The organism is Arthrobacter sp. TJ-58, from assembly GCF_058269295.1.
Genome location: NZ_JBZCNM010000003.1, coordinates 246,233 through 265,277, shown reverse-complemented (window position 1 = coordinate 265,277; position 19,045 = coordinate 246,233). Strand labels below are relative to the sequence as shown.

Here is a 19,045-nt window from a genome sequence, read left to right as displayed (position 1 = left end):
GCCCGCCAACCGGCGCGCCCGCCCAGGGGCGCGCCGGTCAGCCAATGGTCAGCTGATGCGGTCGAGAATCAGCTTCTGCACCGGACGTGATCCCTCGGGAGCGATAACGACGGCGTCCGCCAGGGCTTCGCGGGCACGCTCAAACTTCTCCGGTGTATCCGTCAGCAGGGTCATCAGCGGCTGGCCCGCGCGGACCGGGGCGCCGGGCTTGGCGTGCATGCGGACGCCCGCGCCGGCCTGGACCTCGTCCTCTTTGCGGGCCCGGCCCGCGCCGAGCCGCCAGGCAGCCACGCCAACGGACAGGGCATCGAGTTCCACCAGGACACCGTCTGCGGGTGCGTAGATGGTTTCGGACTCCCGCGCCTGCGGCAGCTTGGCGTCCGGATCGCCGCCCTGTGCGGAAATCATGCGCCGCCAGACGTCCATGGCCCGGCCGTCCTTCAGCGCGGCTGCCGGATCGGCGTCGGGCAGGCCGGCAGCTGCCAGCATTTCTTCGGCCAGCCGGACCGTCAGTTCCACGACATCCGCCGGACCGCCGCCGGCGAGGACCTCAACGGATTCCTCCACCTCAATGGCATTGCCTGCCGTGAGGCCCAGCGGAGTAGACATGTTCGTCAGCAGCGCCACGGTGTTGACTCCGGCGTCCTTGCCCAGGGCCACCATGGTTTCGGCCAGTTCGCGGGCGTTGGCAACATCCTTCATGAAGGCGCCGGATCCCACCTTGACGTCCAGGATCAGGGAGCCGGTGCCTTCGGCGATCTTCTTGCTCATGATGGAGGAGGCAATGAGCGGGATGGCCTCGACCGTCCCCGTCACGTCGCGCAGTGCGTACAGTTTCTTGTCCGCCGGAGCCAGGCCGGTGCCGGCGGCACAGATGACCGCGCCGACGTCGGCCAGCTGGGCCATGATCTCGTCATTGGACAGATTGGCGCGCCACCCGGGGATGGCCTCCAGCTTGTCCAGGGTGCCGCCGGTGTGGCCCAGCCCGCGGCCGGAAAGCTGCGGAACAGCCACGCCGAAAACGGCGACGAGCGGTGCCAGCGGCAGAGTGATCTTGTCCCCCACGCCTCCGGTGGAGTGCTTGTCGGTGGTCGGCTTGCCCAGGGAGGAGAAGTCCATCCGGATGCCGGAAGCGATCATGGCGGCCGTCCAGCGGGAGATTTCCTGCCGGCTCATGCCGTTGAGCAGGATGGCCATGTTCAGCGCGGCCATCTGCTCGTCGGCGATGGCGCCGCGGGTGTAGGCGTCAATGGTCCAGTCGATCTGTTCCGGAGAGAGGGTGCCCTTGTCCCGCTTGATGCCGATGATGTCCACGGCGTCGAATTGTTCGCTTTTCATGCGTTGTCCTGCCCTTCCAGGTGCTGGGGTCCAAAGGCATCCGGCAGGACTTCGTCCATGGTCCGGATGCCGCTTACGGTCATTAGCTGCATGGTTGGTGCTCGGAACTCGTACAGCAGCTGCCGGCACCGGCCGCACGGCATCAGGATTTCCCCGGCACCGTCCACGCACACGAACGCCGCCAGGCGCCCGCCGCCGGTCATGTGCAGTGAGCTGACCAGGGCACACTCGGCGCAGAGGGTCAGTCCGTAGGAGGCATTCTCCACGTTGCAGCCGGAGATGATCCGGCCGTCGTCGGTGAGCGCGGCTGCTCCCACGGGGTACTTCGAATAGGGCACGTAGGCGTGGGCCAGCGCGGCCCGTGCGGTGTCCTGCAGAACATCCCAGTCGATGGATGCGGCCGGGGTTTCTTCGTTGGTCATAACAGTCCTAGCTAGTGGCGGGCGGCCGAAGCCGCCCGCCGGGTTGAACTTATTCCTTGACGTACGGCACTCCGCTGGCCGCCGGTCCCCGGGACTTCCCGACCACGCCGGCCACCGCAAAGATCGTCACGACGTACGGCAGCATGGCCAGGAACTGGTTGGGCACCGAGGTGCCCAGCAGGCTCAGGACGTACTGGAGGTTGGTGGCGAAGCCAAACAGGAGCGCTGCCAGCAGTGCTCCGAGCGGGTTCCAGCGGCCCAGGATCAGCGCTGCCAGGGCAATGTAGCCCTGGCCGCCGGTCATGTCCCGGTTGAAGGCGGACACGGAGACCAGGGTGAAGAAGGCACCGCCGATTCCGGCGACCACACCGGCCAGCAGGACGTTGACGAACCGGATGCGGTTCACATTGACACCGAGCGTGTCGGCAGCCTTGGGATGCTCTCCGACGGCGCGGGTGCGCAGGCCCCACTTGGAGTGGAACAGGCCGAAGTAGACCGCAGCCAGGGCAATGTACATGAGGTAGCCGACGACGGACTGGTTGAACAGGATCGGTCCGATGATCGGGATGTCCGCCAGCAGCGGGATCCGGATGGGCGGCAGCGACGGCGGGCTGTTCCATTTGGCGGTGTCCGAGGACAGCAGGGTGGAGAACAGGAAGCCGGTCAGGCCGGAGACCAGCACGTTCAGGACCACGCCCACAATGACCTGGTTGACCAGGTACTTGATGCTGAACACTGCCAGAACCAGCGATACAAGGGCGCCGGCCACCGCAGCGGCGAAGAGCCCCACGAAGGCATTGCCGGACAGCGATCCCGCCACGGCGGCAGCGAAGGCGCCGAAGAGCAGCTGCCCTTCAATGGCGATGTTCACCACGCCGGAGCGTTCGCAGAGCACGCCGGAGAGCGAACCAAAGATCAGCGGGATGGCCAGGGCAAAGGAGCCCGAGAGCAGTCCGTACAGGGCCACGTTGGGGGTCTCGGCGCTGCCGACGACCCAGGTCAGGAAGCCGACGACGAAGGCCACTCCGAAGACGGCCACCAGCCATCCGGGCACCCGGTCCCCGCGGCGGGTCAGCAGGAAAGCCCACGCTGCGGCAGCGAGCATCACCAGGGCGGTGATCCAGCCAACCAGGGGCGCCGAGACCACCGCGGCGGGCAGCACCAGAGCCTCCCCGGGGTCGGAGAGACGGAAGGTGACGTCATTGGACGGCGCACCCAGAGCGAAGACGGCCAGCCCCAGCAGGGCCAGGACAATGAGGATGACCGGAGTCTTCCAGCTGCGGACGCCGACGGCGGCCGGCTTTGGTTCCAGACGCGTTGTTGCGGTACTCATGCTGCGCCTCCGGCGGACTTGGTCTTCGTGGACGTTCTCTTGCCGGACGTCTTGAACGCTCCGGGTGCCGGGATGCGGAACAGCGACCGCACCAGCGGCGGGGCCGCAATAAACAGCACGATCAGTGACTGCACCACCAGGACAATGTCGATGCTGGTGCCGGTGTTGGTCTGCATGGTCACGCCGCCGGCACGGAAAGCGCCGAACAGCACGCCTGCCGCGAAGGTGCCCCAGGGGCTGGAGCGGCCCAGCAGGGCAACCGTGATGGCGTCGAAGCCGAAGCTGGCAGCGACGCCGGAGGTCAGCACCTTTTCCGTGCCGGATACCTGGGCCACGCCGGCCAGGCCGGACAGGGCGCCGGCGATCAGCATCACGACGATGTAGCCCTTGGTGGTGCTGATGCCTGCGTTGCGGGCGGCCGACGGGTTGGCGCCCACGGCCTTGAGCTCAAAGCCCACGGTGGAACGGTTCATCAGCCACCAGATGAAGATGGTGGCCAGGACGGCCAGCACAAAGCCCCAATGCAGGCGGAACCCGCTGCCCAGCAGCGGCGGGAACATGGCGTTCGCATCCAGCTGGGGGCTGATCGGGTTCGAGGACCCGGGGCGCTGGAAAGCGGGGGTGCTGAGCATGAACAGCACCAAGTTGATGGCCACGTAGTTGAGCATGATGGTCACAATGACCTCGTGGGCACCGGTCTTGGCCTTCAGGACACCGGCGATGCCTGCCCAGATGGCGCCGCCGAGCATACCTGCGACGATGACCAGCAGCAGGTGCAGGCCGGCGGGCAGGTGGACGGCGAAGCCCACCCAGGCAGCCATGGCGGCACCGATGATGATCTGGCCCTGCGCACCGATGTTGAACAGACCGGTGCGGAAGGCGACGGCGACGCCGAGCCCGGCCAGGATCAGCGGGGTTGCCACCGTGAGGGTCTGGGTCAGCGGATAGAAGAAGCGCGCCGGGGTTTCAGCCTCGAAGTTCAGGACTGATCCCTGGAACAGGGCCATGTAGGCGCCCGACGCGGCCGACCAGGCTGCGGAGAGCAGATCGGTGGGCCGGGAGAAGAAGTACGACGCCGAGGCGCCCACTTCCTCATCTGTGGCCGCAATCAGGATGCCGCCCACAATGAGGGCCAGCAGAACGGAGAGGACCGAGACCATGGTGTGGCTGGACAGCATCCGCCGCAGGGCTGACTGCTGGGGACCTCCGGCCTCGCTGTCCGCAGGCGTTGGCGGGATCACCGGCGGAGGTGCCGCCGTGCCCGGTTCGTCTGCTGCACTCTCGAGCCGGGCGATTTCGGCAGCGGCTACGCTGGCCTCCCCCGGCGGGTCCTGCTTGGTGGAATCGTCCGGGCTCATTGGGCCCCTCCCTTGGAATCTGTGTGGTGCGCTGTCGCTTCATCCGCGTGCATGCCGGCCATCATCAGGCCCAGCACGTCGCGGGAGGTGTTGGCCGGAACAATGCCCATCAGCCGTCCGCCGTAGAGCACGGCAATCCGGTCCGCCAATTCCAGTACCTCGTCCAGCTCCGTGGACACGATCAGCACCGGAGTGCCGACGTCGCGTTCGGAGATGATGCGCCGGTGCAGGAATTCGATGGACCCCACGTCCACGCCCCGGGTGGGCTGTGAGGCGATGAAGAGCTCCAGCGGGCGGGAAAGTTCGCGGGCCATCACCACCTTTTGCTGGTTTCCGCCGGACAGGGTGCCGGCAGCGGCGTCGGCCGACTGCGTGCGGATGTCGAACTCGGAGATCTTTTCGGCTGCGTTCTCCTGGATCACTGCCGGACGCATGGACAGGCCCCGGGCGAAGGGGGCTGTGTCGTAGCGGTTCAAGATCAGGTTTTCGGCCACCGAGAAGGTTCCCACCAGGCCGTCAACATTGCGGTCTTCGGGCACAAAGCCCACGCCGGCATCGATGATCTCGCGGGTCTTGCGTCCCACCAGTTCCTCACCGTTGAGGCGGATGGACCCGCTGACGTGGTCCTGCAGGCCCATGATGGCCTCGGTCAGTTCGGTCTGCCCGTTGCCCTGAACTCCGGCCAGGGCGAGGATCTCACCGCGCCGGATGCCAAAGCTGACTGAGTTGAGGAAGGCCGGTCCGGCTGCGGAGGCGACAGTGAGGTTTTCAACCACGAAGGTCTCATCCCCCGGAGTGGCCGGTTCCTTGTTGAGGTTCAGGCTGACGGAGCGTCCAACCATCAGGGAAGCCAGTTCCGTGGTGGAGGCGCCGGGATCGGCGGAGCCGACCACCTTGCCCCGGCGGATCACCGTGATGACATCCGATACGGCCTTCACTTCCCGCAGCTTGTGCGAGATGAAGACCACCGATTTGCCGTCGTCGGTGAGCTGGCGCATGATGCCGAGCAGCTCGTCCGTTTCCCGCGGCGTCAAGACGGCGGTTGGTTCATCCAGGATCAGGACGCGGGCGTCCCGGATCAGGGCCTTGATGATTTCCACCCGCTGCTGCACGCCCACCGGCAGGTCTTCCACCACAGCGTCGGGATCAACGTCGAACCCGTACTGGTCGGAAATTTCCCGGATGCGCCGGCGCGTCTGGTCCAGGTTCAGCATCCCGCCGAACGTGGTTTTCTCGTCGCCGAGGGCCACGTTTTCCGCGACAGTGAAGACGGGCACCAGCATGAAGTGCTGGTGCACCATTCCGATTCCTGCGGCCATGGCGTCAGAGGGTCCGCTGAAGGTGACGGGCTTGTCATCAACCAGGATTTCGCCCTCGGTGGGCTCGTACAGTCCGTACAGCACATTCATGAGCGTGGACTTGCCTGCGCCGTTTTCGCCGAGCAGGCTGTGGACCTGCCCGGGTTCAACCACCAAATCAATGTGGTCATTGGCCACGAACGTGCCAAACCGCTTCGTGATGCCCTTGAGTTCGAGTTTCAAAACCCCAACCAATCTGTTTTTGGGTAAATAAGGGAGAACATTACCGACACAGAACAAACGCCGTTTTCCCGGCAGGCAAGGCTGCCGGGAAAACGGCGGTCATTTGGTGCGTTCGGTGCTTTCGGTGTCCGGACCACTGTCCGGGCACCGGGGAAAAGCGCCCGGGGGTTACTTCGGGCTTGAAGCGGATTCGACCGTGATCTCTCCGGAGATGATCTTGGCCTTGATGTCCTCGACGGAGGTCTTCACCTCGTCCGGAACGTTGGCTTCCTGGTCGTGGAACGGTGCCAGTGAAACGCCGCCGTTCTCGAGGGTGCCGATGTACGGAGTGTTGTCGAAGTTGCCCTCGACGTCGGTGCTGATGACGTCTTCCACGGCTTCGCCCATGAGCTTCATGACGGAGGTCAGGATGACCTCGTTGCCGGAGGAAACGGTCTCGTAACCGTCGGAGTCCACCCAGATGACCTTGGCGTCCTTGCCGGAGGCGTTGGCAGCCACTACGGCGTCGATGGTGCCGGCGCCAACCGGACCGGCGACGGGCATGATGATGTCCGCGCCCTCGTTAAGGAAGTTCTGCGTGGTGGTCTTACCTGCAGAGACGTCGTCAAAGCTGCCCGTGAAGGAATCCATGCCGAGGACGGCAACATCGGTGCCGTTCTGCTCGTTGTAGTACTTCACGCCCTGGTCGAAGCCGTCCATGAAGATGGTCACCGTGGGAATGTCCAGGCCGCCGTACGTGGCAACCTTGCCGGTCTGGGTGGAGCCGGCGGCGACGTAACCTGCCAGGAACGCAGCCTGGGCCGTGTCGTAGATGATCGGCTTGACGTTGTCAGCCTCGATGGACTGGTCGTCAACGATCGCGAAGTTCAGGTCCGGGTTGGCCTCAGCCGTAGCCTTGGTGGCGTCCGCGAGCAGGTAGCCAACCGTGATGGTCAGGTCGCAGTTGGCCTGGACCATGCTGTCCAGGTTCGGCGTGAAGTCCGTTTCAGACTGCGACTCGGCTTCCTTGGTTTCGATCTTGAGGTCATCCTTGGCCTTCATCAGACCGTTGTACGTGGATTCGTTGAACGAGTTGTCATCGAATCCGCCGGAGTCGGAAACCATGCAGCCCAGGAAATCGGTGGCTCCCTCAGCGGAGCTGCCTTCTTCCTCGGGGGCCGCGCCGCAGCCGGAGAGCAGGAGTGCCGAAACGCCGAGCATGGCGGCGGAGACGCCGGCATTGCGCTTGAAGCTGCGCGGGAAGTTCTTCAATGTTCCTCCAGAAAAGAAATGGGGTGCCACGCGCAGAAATACTCTGTTCCTGCCGCTCAAAGAGGGCTGGCGGTACCCGCCGCTCAATGAGGGCCGGCCGTCGCGTGGTGCGGCGCTCCGCACATCGTCGGATCGCAGCACCCCCAATCCTATGGCCTGGAACACACTGCCTGAGCCAGATGACGTGTTGGAGGGCACATTGTTTACATGTTGTTATTTTTTGCAAGCAAAATACGCAGATCGTCTGCGCATGACCTCCAAAGAGTTATCCGGCCCCGCACTGCAGCAGGCGGCGGGGCTAGTGCCGCAGCCCCCGGGTCGCGCGGACAGCCGCTGCTGCCATCACGCTTACTCCGGTGCTGACCGCAAGTTCATCGGGGTTGTAGTCACCGCGGTGCAGGTCGTAGGTTTCACCGCCGGGCGTCCGGGTTCCCAGCCGCATGAGGGCTCCGGGGACTTCCTGGGTCATCCAGGCGAAGTCCTCTCCGCCCATGGACTGGGGGGCCAGCACAATGGAGTCGTCGCCCAGCTCCGCCCGGGCTGCCGCCTCGATCAGGCTGGTTTCGGCGTCGGCGTTGATAACCGGAGGCACTCCCCTGATGTGTTCCAAGGTGACATCCACGCCGAACGGTGCCGCGGTCTGCCGTACAACGTCATCAAGGAGAACACCTGCAGCATGCCAGGCCTCTGCATCGAGGCAGCGCATGGTGCCGGACATGAAACCGTGTGCGGGGATGGCGTTGGGCGCGGATCCGGCATGCATCTGCCCCCAGACAACTGAGACGCCGCTGCGCACGTCGATGCGCCGGGAAAGAACTGCGGGGACGCTGACGGCAATTTCCGCCAGCGCAAACACGAGGTCCTCGGTGAGGTGCGGCCGGGAGGTGTGCCCGCCGCGTCCGGCCAGTTCAATGCGGATGGTGTCGGAGGCGGAGGTGATGGCCCCGATGCGGGTGCCCACCTGCCCGACGTCGATCCTCGGGTCACAGTGCAGCGCCAGGATCCGCGGCACTCCGTCGAGGATGCCCTGGGCGATGACGCCCAGCGCCCCGCCGGGCATTACCTCTTCAGCGGGCTGGAAGATGACCCGGACCCGCCCGCCGAGTGTGCCGGCGGCGTCGAGCTTCGCCAGGATCCGTGCGACGCCCACCATGACAGTGGTATGGATATCGTGGCCGCAGGCATGGGTAATGCCGGTATTGACGGAGGCATAGGGCAGCCCGGTCTCTTCGAGCACCGGCAGTGCATCGATGTCCGCACGCAGGCCGATCCGCAGCGGACCCTCGCCGATATCCACGTAAGCGCCGGTGCCTTCGAGCCGGACGGGCTTCAGCCCTGCGTCCTGCAGCGCGTCCACAATCCTGTCAGTGGTACGGATTTCCTTCGTCGACAGCTCCGGGTGCTGGTGCAGGTCCCGGCGGAACGAGATCAGCTCGCCCAGGATGGGGGCAACGCTGCCCCGCATGGAAGGAACCGATGAACTGTTCAGTGGGATGGTAGGCACAACTTAAAGGTTAGCCACTGAGGCTGCTGTTGCGGGAACAGTGTGACGATGTTCCGCCATACGGACGCCAAAGCGGCGCCGCGGAAGAACCGCGGCGCCGCTTTGGAGGCCCCCCTACAGGACGTCGGTGTCGCCGCTGGCCTTCAGGTGCTCCACTGCCTTCTTGACTTCCTGGGCATGTTCCTTGGTGGTCACCAGCAGGGCATCCAAGGTGTCCACGATGACAACATCCTCGATGCCGATCAGGGCGATCACCCGCTTGGTATCGGAGACCACAATGCCTGAGGCGTTTTCCGAGTAGACCCGGGCGCCCTCGCCCATTACGGTCAGCTCGCTGTTTTCGGCAGCGGGGTTCAGGCGGCCGATCGCGGCGAAGTCTCCGACGTCGTCCCAATTGAAGATGCCCGGAATCATGGCAACATCGCCGGCCGCCGCAGCGGGCTCCGCCACCGCGTAGTCGATGGCGGTCTTGGGCAGAGTGGGCCAGACGCGGCGAACCACGGCGCGCCGGTTGGGGGTGTCCCAGGCCTCGGCAATTTCCATCAGCCCTACGTGGAGTTCGGGCTCATTGGCTTCCAGGTGCTTGAGCATCAGGTCCACCGGAGCCACGAACATCCCTGCGTTCCAGCTGTAGTGGCCGTTCTTCAGGTAGGTGCGGGCCACTTCTTCCGAGGGCTTCTCCACGAATTCGACGACGGCGTGCGCGCTGGGTGCGCCGGCAATGTCCAGGGGCTCCCCGGCACGGATGTAGCCGAACCCGGTTGCAGCATGCGTGGGGTGGATGCCGATGGTCACGATGTACCCCTGCGCCGCGGTGTGGATGGCCTCCCGGACGGCGTCCTGGAAAACGTCCACGGGCGCAATGACCTGGTCCGCAGCGAAGGAACCCATGATGATGCTGGGATCCCTCTTGTAGAGGATGGCCGCCGCAAGACCGATCGCGGCCGCGGAATCCTTGGGCTCCAGTTCCAGCACCAGGTTTTCGTTGGTGATTTCCGGCAGCTGCTTCCGGACCGCCTGGCGGTGCAGGGTGCCCGTCACCACCATGACCCGGTCACCGCTGAGCGGGCGCAGCCGGTCATACGTGGCCCGGATGAGGGTGGATCCCGAACCCGTCAGGTCATGCAGGAACTTGGGGGCAGCGGCACGGGACAGCGGCCACAGGCGGGTACCCACGCCGCCGGCCGGGATTACGCCGTAGAAGCGGTCAAAGTCCGCGGAGGAAGTATTGGGGCTCGGTTCTGTACTCATCAGTGCCAAGATTAGCCGACGCACGGGCCTGCGAACCGGAAGGACGCTCGTGTTCTGTTCGGCACGGCCGCTGAATGCCGCCGTAGTGTAACGAGGGTCACATGATAGGGCGACCTAAATTGAAAGCGCCGTCACGGACACCTAGATTATGCTTGAGCTTATATTGCTGTCGCACCGGCGTCATCACTGCGTGGAAGACACGCCAGCGCCGCTGCGTCGCAGGGAGGAAAATTCAGTGTCGAAGTTACCAGCAGGCACTCTCTACCGCGGCCGTGAAGGCCAGTGGTCCTGGGTTGCCCACCGCATTACCGGCGTGGTGATTTTCTTCTTCCTGTTGGTCCACGTTTTGGATACCTCACTGGTGCGAGTTTCGCCTGAGGCCTACAACGTTGTGATTGGCGCGTACAAGAACCCCATCATGGGCCTCGGCGAGCTCGGCCTCGTCGGCGCCATTGTGTTCCACGCTTTCAACGGCGTGCGCGTTATCCTGATCGATTTTTGGAAGAAGGGCCCGAAGTACCAGCGCCAGATGCTGTGGAGCGTCGTCGGCCTATGGGTGATCACCATGATCGGTTTCTCCGTTCGCCACCTTCCCATCGTTTTCGGGGGTCACTAAGCCATGAGTACAACAACCAACGAGGCCGTCTCCATCGAGGCTCCGCGGTCCGGCCGCATCTCCCCCAAGTACGTCCGCACCCCGGGCGGCAAAGGCAACTTCGAGATGCTGGCATGGCTCTTCATGCGCATCTCCGGCGCCATCCTGATCGTGCTGATCTTCACCCACCTCTTCGTCAACCTCATGGTGGGCGACGGCGTCCATGCCATCGACTTCGGCTTCGTTGCCGGCAAGTGGGCCAGCCCGCTCTGGCAGGTCTGGGACCTGGTCATGCTGTGGCTGGCCATGCTGCACGGCACCAACGGCGTCCGCGTGATCATCAATGACTACGCGGACAAGAACACCACCCGGATGACGCTGAAGAGCATTCTCTACATCGCATCCCTGGTGATCATTGTGCTCGGCACCCTGGTGATCTTCACCTTCGATCCGTGCCCCGCCGGCGCCCCCGCTGACCTCATCGCCGATTTCTGCAAGGCGTAACTTCCTTCTAGGCGTAAGAGCCGGGTCCGGACACGGAGCCACGGAGCACTACTAAGTTTTCTCAGTTTCAACAGAAAGAGCATCTGGTATGCAGGTCCATAAGTACGACGTCGTAATTGTCGGCGCCGGCGGCGCCGGTATGCGTGCCGCCATCGAATCAGGCCAGCGCGCACGTACGGCTGTACTGACCAAGCTGTACCCCACGCGTTCGCACACCGGTGCGGCACAGGGCGGCATGTGTGCAGCACTGGCCAACGTCGAAGAAGATAACTGGGAATGGCACACCTTTGACACCGTCAAGGGCGGCGATTACCTGGTGGATCAGGACGCTGCGGAGGTTATGGCGAAGGAAGCCATCGACGCCGTGCTGGACCTGGAAAAGATGGGTCTGCCGTTCAACCGCACACCCGAGGGACGCATCGACCAGCGGCGTTTCGGCGGCCACACCCGCGATCACGGCAAGGCTCCGGTCCGCCGCGCCTGCTACGCCGCTGACCGCACCGGCCACATGATCCTCCAGACGCTCTACCAAAACTGCGTCAAGCACAACGTGGAGTTCTACAACGAGTACTACGTGCTGGACCTGCTGACCGTCGAGGACAGCTTCGGCCAGAAGCGCGTCTCCGGCGTCGTCTCCTATGACCTGGCCAGCGGCGAGCTGCACGTCTTCCAGGCCAAGTCCGTGGTCTTCGCTTCCGGCGGTGCCGGCAAGGTCTTCAAGACCACCTCCAACGCACACACCCTCACCGGTGACGGCATGGGCATCGCGTTCCGGCGCGGCATCCCCCTGGAAGACATGGAGTTCTTCCAGTTCCACCCGACAGGCCTCGCCGGCCTGGGCATCCTGCTTTCCGAAGCAGCCCGCGGTGAAGGTGCCATCCTGCGCAACTCGGAGGGTGAGCGCTTCATGGAGCGCTACGCCCCCACCATCAAGGACCTCGCTCCCCGTGACATCGTGGCCCGCTCCATGGCCAATGAAGTCCGTGAAGGCCGCGGCTGCGGCCCGAACAAGGACTACGTCCTGCTGGACCTGACGCACCTGGAGCCGGCACACATTGATGCCAAGCTCCCGGACATCACCGAGTTCGCCCGCACCTACCTCGGTGTGGAGCCCTACACGGAGCCGGTTCCGGTGTTCCCGACCGCGCACTACGCCATGGGCGGCATCCCCACCAATATCAAGGCCGAGGTCCTCCAGGACAACGACACCGTTATTCCGGGTCTGTACGCCGCCGGTGAAGTCGCCTGCGTTTCCGTGCACGGTTCCAACCGCCTTGGCACCAACTCCCTGCTGGACATCAACGTCTTCGGCAAGCGCGCCGGCATCAACGCCGCCGAGTACGCCCTGACCGCTGATTTCGTGGACCTGCCAGAAAACCCGGAAGCCACCACGATCGAGCTGCTGGACCTGGTCCGCAACTCCGAAGGAACCGAACGGGTTGCCGAAATCCGCCGGGACCTGCAGAACACCATGGATGCCAACATGCAGGTGTTCCGCACCGCAGACACCCTGAACCAGGTCCTGACCGACATTGCCTCGCTCGAAGAGCGGTACAAGAAGATCAGCGTCCAGGACAAGGGCAAGCGCTTCAACCTGGACCTCCTGGAAGCCGTGGAACTGGGCTTCCTGCTGGAGCTGGCCAAGGTCATGACCGTGGCGGCCCTGCACCGCGAGGAATCACGCGGCGGGCACTTCCGCGAGGACTTCCCGGAGCGCGACGACGAGAATTTCATGAAGCACTCGATGGCGTACAAGGTTGACGAAGCAGCCAATGACGAGCACACCGCCGGCATTCGACTGGACACCAAGCCGGTCATCTTCACGCGCTACGAGCCGATGGTGAGGAAGTACTAATGACAACCGAAATTGCGGAGCCAGCCTCCAAGATTGATCTTCCGGAATCTGTGGGCGGGGAAATCCCCTCGTTCGAGATCACGCTCAAGGTCCGCCGCTACAACCCCGAGGTATCTGACGAAGGATACTGGGACGAGTGGAAGCTGACCATGTACGGCACGGACCGCGTGCTGGACGCCCTGCATAAGGTCAAGTGGGAGCATGACGGCTCGGTTTCCTTCCGCCGCTCCTGCGCCCACGGTGTTTGCGGATCCGATGCCATGCGCATCAACGGCCGCAACCGCCTGGCCTGCAAGACCCTGCTGAAGGACCTGGACACGTCCAAGCCCATCCTCGTGGAACCCATCAAGGGCCTCCCCGTGGAAAAGGACCTGATCGTGGACATGGAACCGTTCTTCCAGTCCTACCGCGAAATCATGCCGTTCCTGATCACCAAGGGCCACGAGCCCACGAAGGAACGCCTGCAGTCCGCAGAGGACCGTGAACGGTTCGACGACACCACCAAGTGCATCCTGTGCGCTGCGTGCACGTCCTCCTGCCCGGTGTTCTGGACCGACGGCCAGTACTTCGGCCCGGCCGCCATTGTGAACGCCCACCGCTTCATCTTCGACTCGCGCGACGACGCCGGAGACATGCGCCTGGAAATCCTCAATGACAAGGAAGGCGTGTGGCGCTGCCGCACCACCTTCAACTGCTCCGAAGCATGCCCCCGCGGCATCCAGGTGACCAAGGCAATTGCCGAGGTCAAGCAAGCTATCCTGAGCCGTTCCGTCTAGCATTTACGCTCCACCCGCCGGAGGCGGCGTCGGGCAGTCCCTTGCGGCTGCCGGACGCCGCCTCCGGCCGTTCCACAGATCTAAGGTTGGTTTCCCCCCTATGCCCGTATCCGAGTCCGTATCCTTTCCCGGCGTCAACAACACCACTCTGGCCGGCACCATTGACGTGCCCGACGGCGGTGCCCGGGCCTGGGCGGTGTTCTGCCACGGATTCACGCTGGGCAAGAACAGCGCCGCTGCTTCCCGGATTTCCAAGGCGCTGGCCAAGCACGGCATCGGCGTCCTGCGCTACGACGCCGCAGGTTTGGGCGGATCCACGGGCGCGTGGGAAGACGGAACCTTCACCACCAAAGTGGCGGACATTTCCAGCGCTGCCGCCTTCCTGCGCGGCCAGGGACGTGAGGTCTCGCTGCTGATCGGCCATTCCCTCGGCGGTGCTGCGGTTTTGGTGGCGGCCGGTGAGATTCCGGGGCTTCGTGCCGTGGTCACCATCGCTGCTCCTTTCCGGCCCTCCCATGTCCAGCACCTCTTTGAAGAAGAGGTCCAGACCATCCGGGAAGAAGGTTCGGCGGAGGTGGACCTGGGCGGCGGAAGCCTGCGGATCCGGGAAGAGCTGCTGAAGGACCTGGCCGCGTACGACCTGACCGAATCCATCCGGGAACTGAACCTGCCGCTGCTGATCATGCACTCCCCCACGGACAACACCGTGGGGATCGACAATGCCAGCGAGATTTTCTCCACCGCCCGGCATCCGCGGAACTTCATCTCGCTGGAAGGCAGCAATCACCTGATGGTGGACCGTGCCCAGACACGCCGCGCTGCGGACATCATTGCCGCCTGGGCCGGCATCTACCTGCCCGGGTCCGCCCCGGACGGTACCGCCAAGGACGCCTAGCCCCGCAGCGGGACGTTCTCGCGCAGTTTCCAGAGGCCCGCGGCATCATGCTCGTACAGCCCCACGGTGCGTACCGTGAAACGTGCCTCGTAGTCCCGCAGGGCCTCCAATGCACTGTCCATGCCGGCCTCGCTGACATCGTGGGCCACGGTAACGTGCGGGTGGTAGGGGAAGGGCAGGTCCCGGGCGAGCGGGCCGCTCTGCATTTCCCTGTGCAGGGCAATGCATTCCTCGTGTCCGCCGTCGAGCTGCACGTAGACCACGGGCGAGACCGGGCGGAAGGTGCCCGTACCCCGCAGGGCAACCTCGAACGGTGCATGGCTCCGGGCCACCGCGCGCACATGCGCTGCGGTGGCTTCCCAATCATCCGTGTAGGTGGTGGTGACCACGGTGATATGCGCCGGAATGACGGCGGCCATCGGGTCCCCGAAGGAGGCCCGTGCCCGGCGCAGTTCCGAGGCCATCGGCTCCGGGACGCCGATCACGATACCCACGCACGCGGACGCGGACGCGTCCGGGCCGCCGTCGTCATCACCGACGGCGGCTTGAATCATAGGATTCGAAAGACTCATCGGTCAGACCGCGGAGGAACCCAAAGGCAGGAAACCAACTTTGTTGTACACATCGGCCAGTGTAGCCGACGCCGTCTCCCGGGCCTTCGCGGCGCCTACCGCGAGCAGCCGGTCCAGTTCGGCAGGATCTTCGAGCAGGCTCAGAGCCCGTTCCCGGATGGGACGGACATGCTCGGTCACAACCTCTGCCAGATCGCCCTTGAGGTGTCCGTACATCTTTCCTTCGTATTCCTTCACCAGGGTTTCCACGCTCCGGCCCGAAATCAGCGAGTAGATGGACAGGAGATTGGAGACCCCGGGCTTGGCTTCCCGGTCGAAGCGGATTTCCGTGCCGTCGTCGGTCACTGCGGACTTGATGCGCTTGGCAATGACCTTATCCGTATCCAGCAGGTTGATCAGTCCCGCCGGCGACGCCGCAGACTTGGACATCTTGGCTGTTGGATTCTGCAGGTCGTAGATCTTTGCGGCTTCCTTCTGCACAAACACCTCGGGAACAATGAATGTTTCCCCGAAACGGGAGTTGAAGCGCTTGGCCAGGTCGCGGCTCAGTTCAACGTGCTGGCGCTGGTCCTCGCCCACGGGGACGCCGTGCGGGTTGTAGAGCAGGATGTCCGCAACCTGGAGGATGGGGTAGGTGAACAGACCAACGGACGCGGCGTCGGCACCGAAGCGCTGCTGCTTGTCCTTGAACTGCGTCATGCGGGAGGCTTCGCCGAATCCGGTGAGGCAGTTCAGGACCCAGGCGAGCTGGGCGTGCTCGGGAACCTGCGACTGCACAAACAGCGTTGCCTTGTTCACGTCCACGCCGCCGGCGATGTACTGGGCCGCGGTGACCCGGGTGCGCTGGCGCAGGTCGGCAGGGTCCTGCGGCACGGTGATGGCATGCAGATCGGGAATGAAGAAGTAGGCGTCGTACTCGTCCTGCAGCCGGACCCAGTTCACCAGGGCGCCGAGGTAGTTGCCCAGGTGCAGGGAGTCCGCGGAGGGCTGCATTCCGGAGAGGATGCGCTGGCGGCCGGAGGGAATGGATGTGCTCATGATGTGGGGCCCTTAGAACTGGTAGTCGACCACAACGGGGGCGTGGTCTGAGAAGCGGCTGTCATAGGTGGCGGCACGGTCGACGACGGCGGATACGGCGCGTTCGGCCAGCCCGGTAGTTGCGAGGTGGTAGTCGATGCGCCAACCGCTGTCATTGTCGAAGGCCTGCCCGCGCCAGGACCACCAGGTGTACGGCCCGGGAACCTCGCCGGCCAGCTTGCGGGCTACGTCCGTGTAGCCGATTTCCTCGCTGAAGAACCGGTCAAAGTAGGCGCGTTCCTCCGGCAGGAAGCCTGCCCGCTTGACGTTGCCCTTCCAGTTCTTGATGTCCAGGGGAGTGTGGCCCACGTTCAGGTCACCCACCAGCAGGACAAAGTCACTCTCCTGCTTCAATGCGGGCAGCCGCTCGGTCATCACGTCGAGGAAGCGGTATTTGTCCACCTGTTTGGGGGTATCCACCTCGCCGGAATGCACATAGGCGCTCACCACGGTGAGCGTCTTTTCGGCACCCTCAACGCTGACTTTGAAGTCTGCCTCCACCCAGCGGCCGGAGAGCGCAAAGTACTCGTCACCAATGTGTTCACGGGTAGCCACCGGCTCCATGCGGGAGGCAATGGCAACACCGGCGCGTCCTTTGGCTTCGGCCTCGGCATGCAGGATGTGCCACTCGTCGCCGAGGAGTTCACGGACCACCGCATCGGGGGCACGCACTTCCTGCAGGCACAGGATGTCGATGTCCCGTTCCGCCAGCCAATCTGCCATTCCGCGCTTGTACGCGGCGCGGATTCCGTTCACGTTCACCGTGGCAATGCGCAGTGGCTTTGCCGGCCCGGATGATTCTCCTGCTGATGCCAAACTCACGCGAATAACCATACTCCTCAGTAGCCTGCGGTTCATGTTGGGGCGCGGGGGGCGTTGCGTTCCGCGCGGCTGGTTCCGGTTCTCCTGCAGGGACCCGGTTCCGGGACTGTTAGTCCACCAGGGTGCCCTCCACCGGGCCGCCGTCGTCCTTCTTGATCATGGACCGGGCGTTGTGCGAGGTGATTTCGATGGTCTCCAGGGCACGGTTCACCTGTTCTTCATCCCGGCCGAGGTTTTCCCGGATAACGCGGGCCTGAACCTGGACGATCTTGAAGCTGTGGTCCAGCTTCTGGTCCCTGATGGTGGTGGCTTCGTCAACGACCTGGACGCCGGGGGTAATGCCGGCTGCCATGTTCAGGGAGTCCTGGGCCTGGGCAATCTTGGCGCCGGCCTTGCGGGCGGCACCGCGGACACTGAAGACCACAAACGAAAAGAGGCACAGCCAGCCCAGCGAGATGATGACAACCGCCCACCCGATGAAGTCGTTTTCATTGGCTGCGAAAACCACGGCAACCAGGAAAACCAAAAGCATCAGGGACATGCCGAAGGTTGCCATTTTCTGGCTCACCCCGCGGCGGGGCTTGGACGAGGGCTGCGGCTTCTTGCCGTTAGGGAGCGACTGCATGGCTTCATTGTCTCAAACTCGGAAGCGAAGCCGTTAAACCGTCCTCCCCCGGCGAAATCTCCTACCAGGCGACAAGGCAGAAGGGATGTCCGGCAGGGTCCAGGAATACCCGGAAGGTCTCACTTCCGCGGTCCATGCCGGTGGCGCCCAGCGCTACGGCCTGGGCCTCCGCCAGATCCAGGTCCGCCACGCGGACGTCCAGGTGCATCTGCTGGGGAATATCCTGTCCGGGCCACTGCGGCGGGGTGTATCCGGGCACCCGCGCAAACGCGAGCGCAGGACGGTCCGGGGCATCCCCGATGGTGATCCAGGATCCGTCGTCTTCATGGTCAACCCGGATCATGCCCAGCAGGGATTCGTAGAAAGATGCCAGCGAGTCCGGGTCCGGGCAGTCGATGACGGTTGCGTGCCATGATCCGATCATCGGTGCTTTCCTTTCTCAAAAGGCAAGTACCCGCTGCCCTGTAAGCGGACGGCAGGCAGCGGGTACTTGCCCCGGAGCCTACTGGGTGGTGTACGCGCCGTCCACCGAGTATTGGGCGCCCGTGACGAAGGCCGCCTGCTCGGAGAGCAGGAAGAGGACCACGTGGGCCACCTCCTCCGCGGTGCCCAGCCTGCCGGCGGGGTGCAGTCCCACGAGGGACGCATAGACGTCCCGGGGCAGGGCCTCCAGGAGCGGGGTGTCGATGTACCCGGGATGCACCGAGTTCACCCGGATGTTCTGGTCCGCGTAGCCGAGTGCCGCGGCGCGGGTCATGCCCGTCACCCCGTGTTTAGCCGTGACGTAGGGAACGGCAGTGGCTGAGCCAACCACTCCCAGGATGGAGGACATGTTCACGATCGCTCCTCCCCCGGCCTTCTGCATTTCGGGGATCTGGAAATACATTCCGTAGAAGACCGAATTGAGGTTCACGTCAATGACCCGGCGGTACCCCTCCAGATCAATCTCTGTCAGCAGCCCCAGCGGACCGCTGATCCCCGCGTTGTTGAAGGCCAGGTGCAGTCCGCCGAACTCGCTGACGGCGGTGTCCACGGCGCCCTTCACATCCTCGGCCGTCCCCACGTCACCCACGGAAGGAACCGCGGTGCCGCCCGCTTCCGAGATGGAGTTCACCACAGCCTGTGCGGCTTCCAGGTCCAAATCGTTGACGACGACGCTGGCGCCCTCCGCTGCCAGCGCCACCGCCGCAGCTTTTCCGATGCCCGACCCTGCGCCTGTCACAAGGGCGGTCTTTCCTGCGAACCGATCAGCCATGGGAACTCCTCCGGTTGGTTGCTTCATTGCCTGGCCGCAATCGTCCCGAGGGGTACCGGCCCGGCTCGTCC

The 19,045-nt window shown here is 64.3% G+C and carries 19 protein-coding genes; 5 read left to right on the top strand and 14 right to left on the bottom strand.

Translation table 11 applies throughout. The annotated features are described in order from the left end of the window. Positions 1–48 precede the first annotated feature (48 nt). The 8 genes from AC4D2W_RS11645 to AC4D2W_RS11610 all read right to left on the bottom strand — a co-directional run bounded on the left by AC4D2W_RS11645 (position 49) and on the right by AC4D2W_RS11610 (position 9,998). Complete coding sequence (locus AC4D2W_RS11645; RefSeq protein ID WP_490927066.1) at positions 49–1,338, bottom strand: thymidine phosphorylase; 1,290 nt, start codon at positions 1,336–1,338, stop codon at positions 49–51. Continuing rightward, positions 1,335–1,760, bottom strand: a complete 426-nt coding sequence (locus AC4D2W_RS11640; RefSeq protein ID WP_490927065.1) for a cytidine deaminase — start codon at positions 1,758–1,760, stop codon at positions 1,335–1,337. The genes AC4D2W_RS11645 and AC4D2W_RS11640 overlap by 4 nt, the downstream gene beginning before the upstream one ends. 49 nt (positions 1,761–1,809) lie before the next feature. Beyond that, entirely contained in the window at positions 1,810–3,093 is a 1,284-nt protein-coding gene (locus AC4D2W_RS11635; RefSeq protein ID WP_490927064.1) for an ABC transporter permease, read from the bottom strand. Then, positions 3,090–4,451, bottom strand: coding sequence for an ABC transporter permease (locus AC4D2W_RS11630; protein ID WP_490927063.1), 1,362 nt, complete (start codon positions 4,449–4,451; stop codon positions 3,090–3,092). Before AC4D2W_RS11630 ends, AC4D2W_RS11635 begins: the two co-directional genes overlap by 4 nt. After that, a complete protein-coding gene (locus tag AC4D2W_RS11625; RefSeq protein WP_490927062.1) occupies positions 4,448–5,992 on the bottom strand; it encodes an ABC transporter ATP-binding protein in 1,545 nt (514 codons plus the stop codon). The genes AC4D2W_RS11630 and AC4D2W_RS11625 overlap by 4 nt, the downstream gene beginning before the upstream one ends. A gap of 168 nt (positions 5,993–6,160) precedes the next feature. After that, positions 6,161–7,243: a BMP family lipoprotein gene (locus AC4D2W_RS11620; RefSeq protein ID WP_490927061.1), complete on the bottom strand. Its 1,083-nt coding sequence runs from the start codon at positions 7,241–7,243 to the stop codon at positions 6,161–6,163. A 298-nt stretch (positions 7,244–7,541) separates the two neighbouring features. After that, positions 7,542–8,708 (bottom strand): amidohydrolase, encoded by a 1,167-nt coding sequence (locus tag AC4D2W_RS11615; protein WP_490927432.1) that lies wholly within the window; start codon positions 8,706–8,708, stop codon positions 7,542–7,544. A gap of 153 nt (positions 8,709–8,861) precedes the next feature. Next, positions 8,862–9,998 carry a mannose-1-phosphate guanylyltransferase gene (locus AC4D2W_RS11610; RefSeq protein ID WP_490927060.1) on the bottom strand — a complete coding sequence of 379 codons (1,137 nt, stop codon included), beginning with the start codon at positions 9,996–9,998 and terminating at the stop codon, positions 8,862–8,864. Between the two features lie 235 nt (positions 9,999–10,233). Here AC4D2W_RS11610 and sdhC point away from each other — a divergent pair, with 235 nt between their 5' ends. The 5 genes from sdhC to AC4D2W_RS11585 all read left to right on the top strand — a co-directional run bounded on the left by sdhC (position 10,234) and on the right by AC4D2W_RS11585 (position 14,623). Next, positions 10,234–10,614: a succinate dehydrogenase, cytochrome b556 subunit gene (sdhC, locus tag AC4D2W_RS11605; protein WP_400926906.1), complete on the top strand. Its 381-nt coding sequence runs from the start codon at positions 10,234–10,236 to the stop codon at positions 10,612–10,614. A 3-nt stretch (positions 10,615–10,617) separates the two neighbouring features. Then, positions 10,618–11,097: a succinate dehydrogenase hydrophobic membrane anchor subunit gene (locus AC4D2W_RS11600; protein ID WP_400926909.1), complete on the top strand. Its 480-nt coding sequence runs from the start codon at positions 10,618–10,620 to the stop codon at positions 11,095–11,097. A gap of 88 nt (positions 11,098–11,185) precedes the next feature. After that, a complete protein-coding gene (gene sdhA / locus AC4D2W_RS11595) occupies positions 11,186–12,952 on the top strand; it encodes a succinate dehydrogenase flavoprotein subunit (RefSeq protein WP_490927059.1) in 1,767 nt (588 codons plus the stop codon). After that, positions 12,952–13,728, top strand: coding sequence for a succinate dehydrogenase iron-sulfur subunit (locus tag AC4D2W_RS11590; RefSeq protein WP_490927058.1), 777 nt, complete (start codon positions 12,952–12,954; stop codon positions 13,726–13,728). The genes sdhA and AC4D2W_RS11590 overlap by 1 nt, the downstream gene beginning before the upstream one ends. A gap of 100 nt (positions 13,729–13,828) precedes the next feature. Beyond that, positions 13,829–14,623, top strand: coding sequence for an alpha/beta hydrolase family protein (locus AC4D2W_RS11585; RefSeq protein WP_490927057.1), 795 nt, complete (start codon positions 13,829–13,831; stop codon positions 14,621–14,623). On the opposite strand, the gene AC4D2W_RS11580 is transcribed toward AC4D2W_RS11585, so the two are convergent. From AC4D2W_RS11580 to AC4D2W_RS11555, 6 genes are all read right to left on the bottom strand, one after another. Beyond that, positions 14,620–15,177: a 2'-5' RNA ligase family protein gene (locus AC4D2W_RS11580; protein ID WP_490927056.1), complete on the bottom strand. Its 558-nt coding sequence runs from the start codon at positions 15,175–15,177 to the stop codon at positions 14,620–14,622. The genes AC4D2W_RS11585 and AC4D2W_RS11580 overlap by 4 nt on opposite strands. A 21-nt stretch (positions 15,178–15,198) precedes the next feature. Continuing rightward, positions 15,199–16,233: a tryptophan--tRNA ligase gene (gene trpS / locus AC4D2W_RS11575; protein ID WP_490927055.1), complete on the bottom strand. Its 1,035-nt coding sequence runs from the start codon at positions 16,231–16,233 to the stop codon at positions 15,199–15,201. Positions 16,234–16,245: 12 nt separating this feature from the next. Then, positions 16,246–17,094: an exodeoxyribonuclease III gene (locus AC4D2W_RS11570; protein WP_490927054.1), complete on the bottom strand. Its 849-nt coding sequence runs from the start codon at positions 17,092–17,094 to the stop codon at positions 16,246–16,248. 109 nt (positions 17,095–17,203) lie between these two features. Further along, a complete protein-coding gene (locus AC4D2W_RS11565; RefSeq protein ID WP_490927053.1) occupies positions 17,204–17,719 on the bottom strand; it encodes a hypothetical protein in 516 nt (171 codons plus the stop codon). 61 nt (positions 17,720–17,780) lie between these two features. Beyond that, positions 17,781–18,143, bottom strand: a complete 363-nt coding sequence (locus tag AC4D2W_RS11560) for a VOC family protein (RefSeq protein WP_490927052.1) — start codon at positions 18,141–18,143, stop codon at positions 17,781–17,783. Positions 18,144–18,221: 78 nt separating this feature from the next. Then, positions 18,222–18,974: an SDR family NAD(P)-dependent oxidoreductase gene (locus tag AC4D2W_RS11555; RefSeq protein ID WP_490927051.1), complete on the bottom strand. Its 753-nt coding sequence runs from the start codon at positions 18,972–18,974 to the stop codon at positions 18,222–18,224. Positions 18,975–19,045 lie beyond the last annotated feature (71 nt).

What these genes read in the sequence shown, in the direction of transcription:
- AC4D2W_RS11645 (WP_490927066.1), bottom strand. Translation starts at nt 1,338, where the DNA reads ATGAAAAGCGAACAATTCGACGCCGTGGACATCATCGGCATCAAGCGG.
- AC4D2W_RS11640 (WP_490927065.1), bottom strand. Translation starts at nt 1,760, where the DNA reads ATGACCAACGAAGAAACCCCGGCCGCATCCATCGACTGGGATGTTCTG.
- AC4D2W_RS11635 (WP_490927064.1), bottom strand. Translation starts at nt 3,093, where the DNA reads ATGAGTACCGCAACAACGCGTCTGGAACCAAAGCCGGCCGCCGTCGGC.
- AC4D2W_RS11630 (WP_490927063.1), bottom strand. Translation starts at nt 4,451, where the DNA reads ATGAGCCCGGACGATTCCACCAAGCAGGACCCGCCGGGGGAGGCCAGC.
- AC4D2W_RS11615 (WP_490927432.1), bottom strand. Translation starts at nt 8,708, where the DNA reads ATGCGGGGCAGCGTTGCCCCCATCCTGGGCGAGCTGATCTCGTTCCGC.
- AC4D2W_RS11610 (WP_490927060.1), bottom strand. Translation starts at nt 9,998, where the DNA reads ATGAGTACAGAACCGAGCCCCAATACTTCCTCCGCGGACTTTGACCGC.
- AC4D2W_RS11600 (WP_400926909.1), top strand. Translation starts at nt 10,618, where the DNA reads ATGAGTACAACAACCAACGAGGCCGTCTCCATCGAGGCTCCGCGGTCC.
- sdhA (WP_490927059.1), top strand. Translation starts at nt 11,186, where the DNA reads ATGCAGGTCCATAAGTACGACGTCGTAATTGTCGGCGCCGGCGGCGCC.
- AC4D2W_RS11590 (WP_490927058.1), top strand. Translation starts at nt 12,952, where the DNA reads ATGACAACCGAAATTGCGGAGCCAGCCTCCAAGATTGATCTTCCGGAA.
- AC4D2W_RS11585 (WP_490927057.1), top strand. Translation starts at nt 13,829, where the DNA reads ATGCCCGTATCCGAGTCCGTATCCTTTCCCGGCGTCAACAACACCACT.
- AC4D2W_RS11580 (WP_490927056.1), bottom strand. Translation starts at nt 15,177, where the DNA reads ATGATTCAAGCCGCCGTCGGTGATGACGACGGCGGCCCGGACGCGTCC.
- trpS (WP_490927055.1), bottom strand. Translation starts at nt 16,233, where the DNA reads ATGAGCACATCCATTCCCTCCGGCCGCCAGCGCATCCTCTCCGGAATG.
- AC4D2W_RS11565 (WP_490927053.1), bottom strand. Translation starts at nt 17,719, where the DNA reads ATGCAGTCGCTCCCTAACGGCAAGAAGCCGCAGCCCTCGTCCAAGCCC.
- AC4D2W_RS11560 (WP_490927052.1), bottom strand. Translation starts at nt 18,143, where the DNA reads ATGATCGGATCATGGCACGCAACCGTCATCGACTGCCCGGACCCGGAC.
- AC4D2W_RS11555 (WP_490927051.1), bottom strand. Translation starts at nt 18,974, where the DNA reads ATGGCTGATCGGTTCGCAGGAAAGACCGCCCTTGTGACAGGCGCAGGG.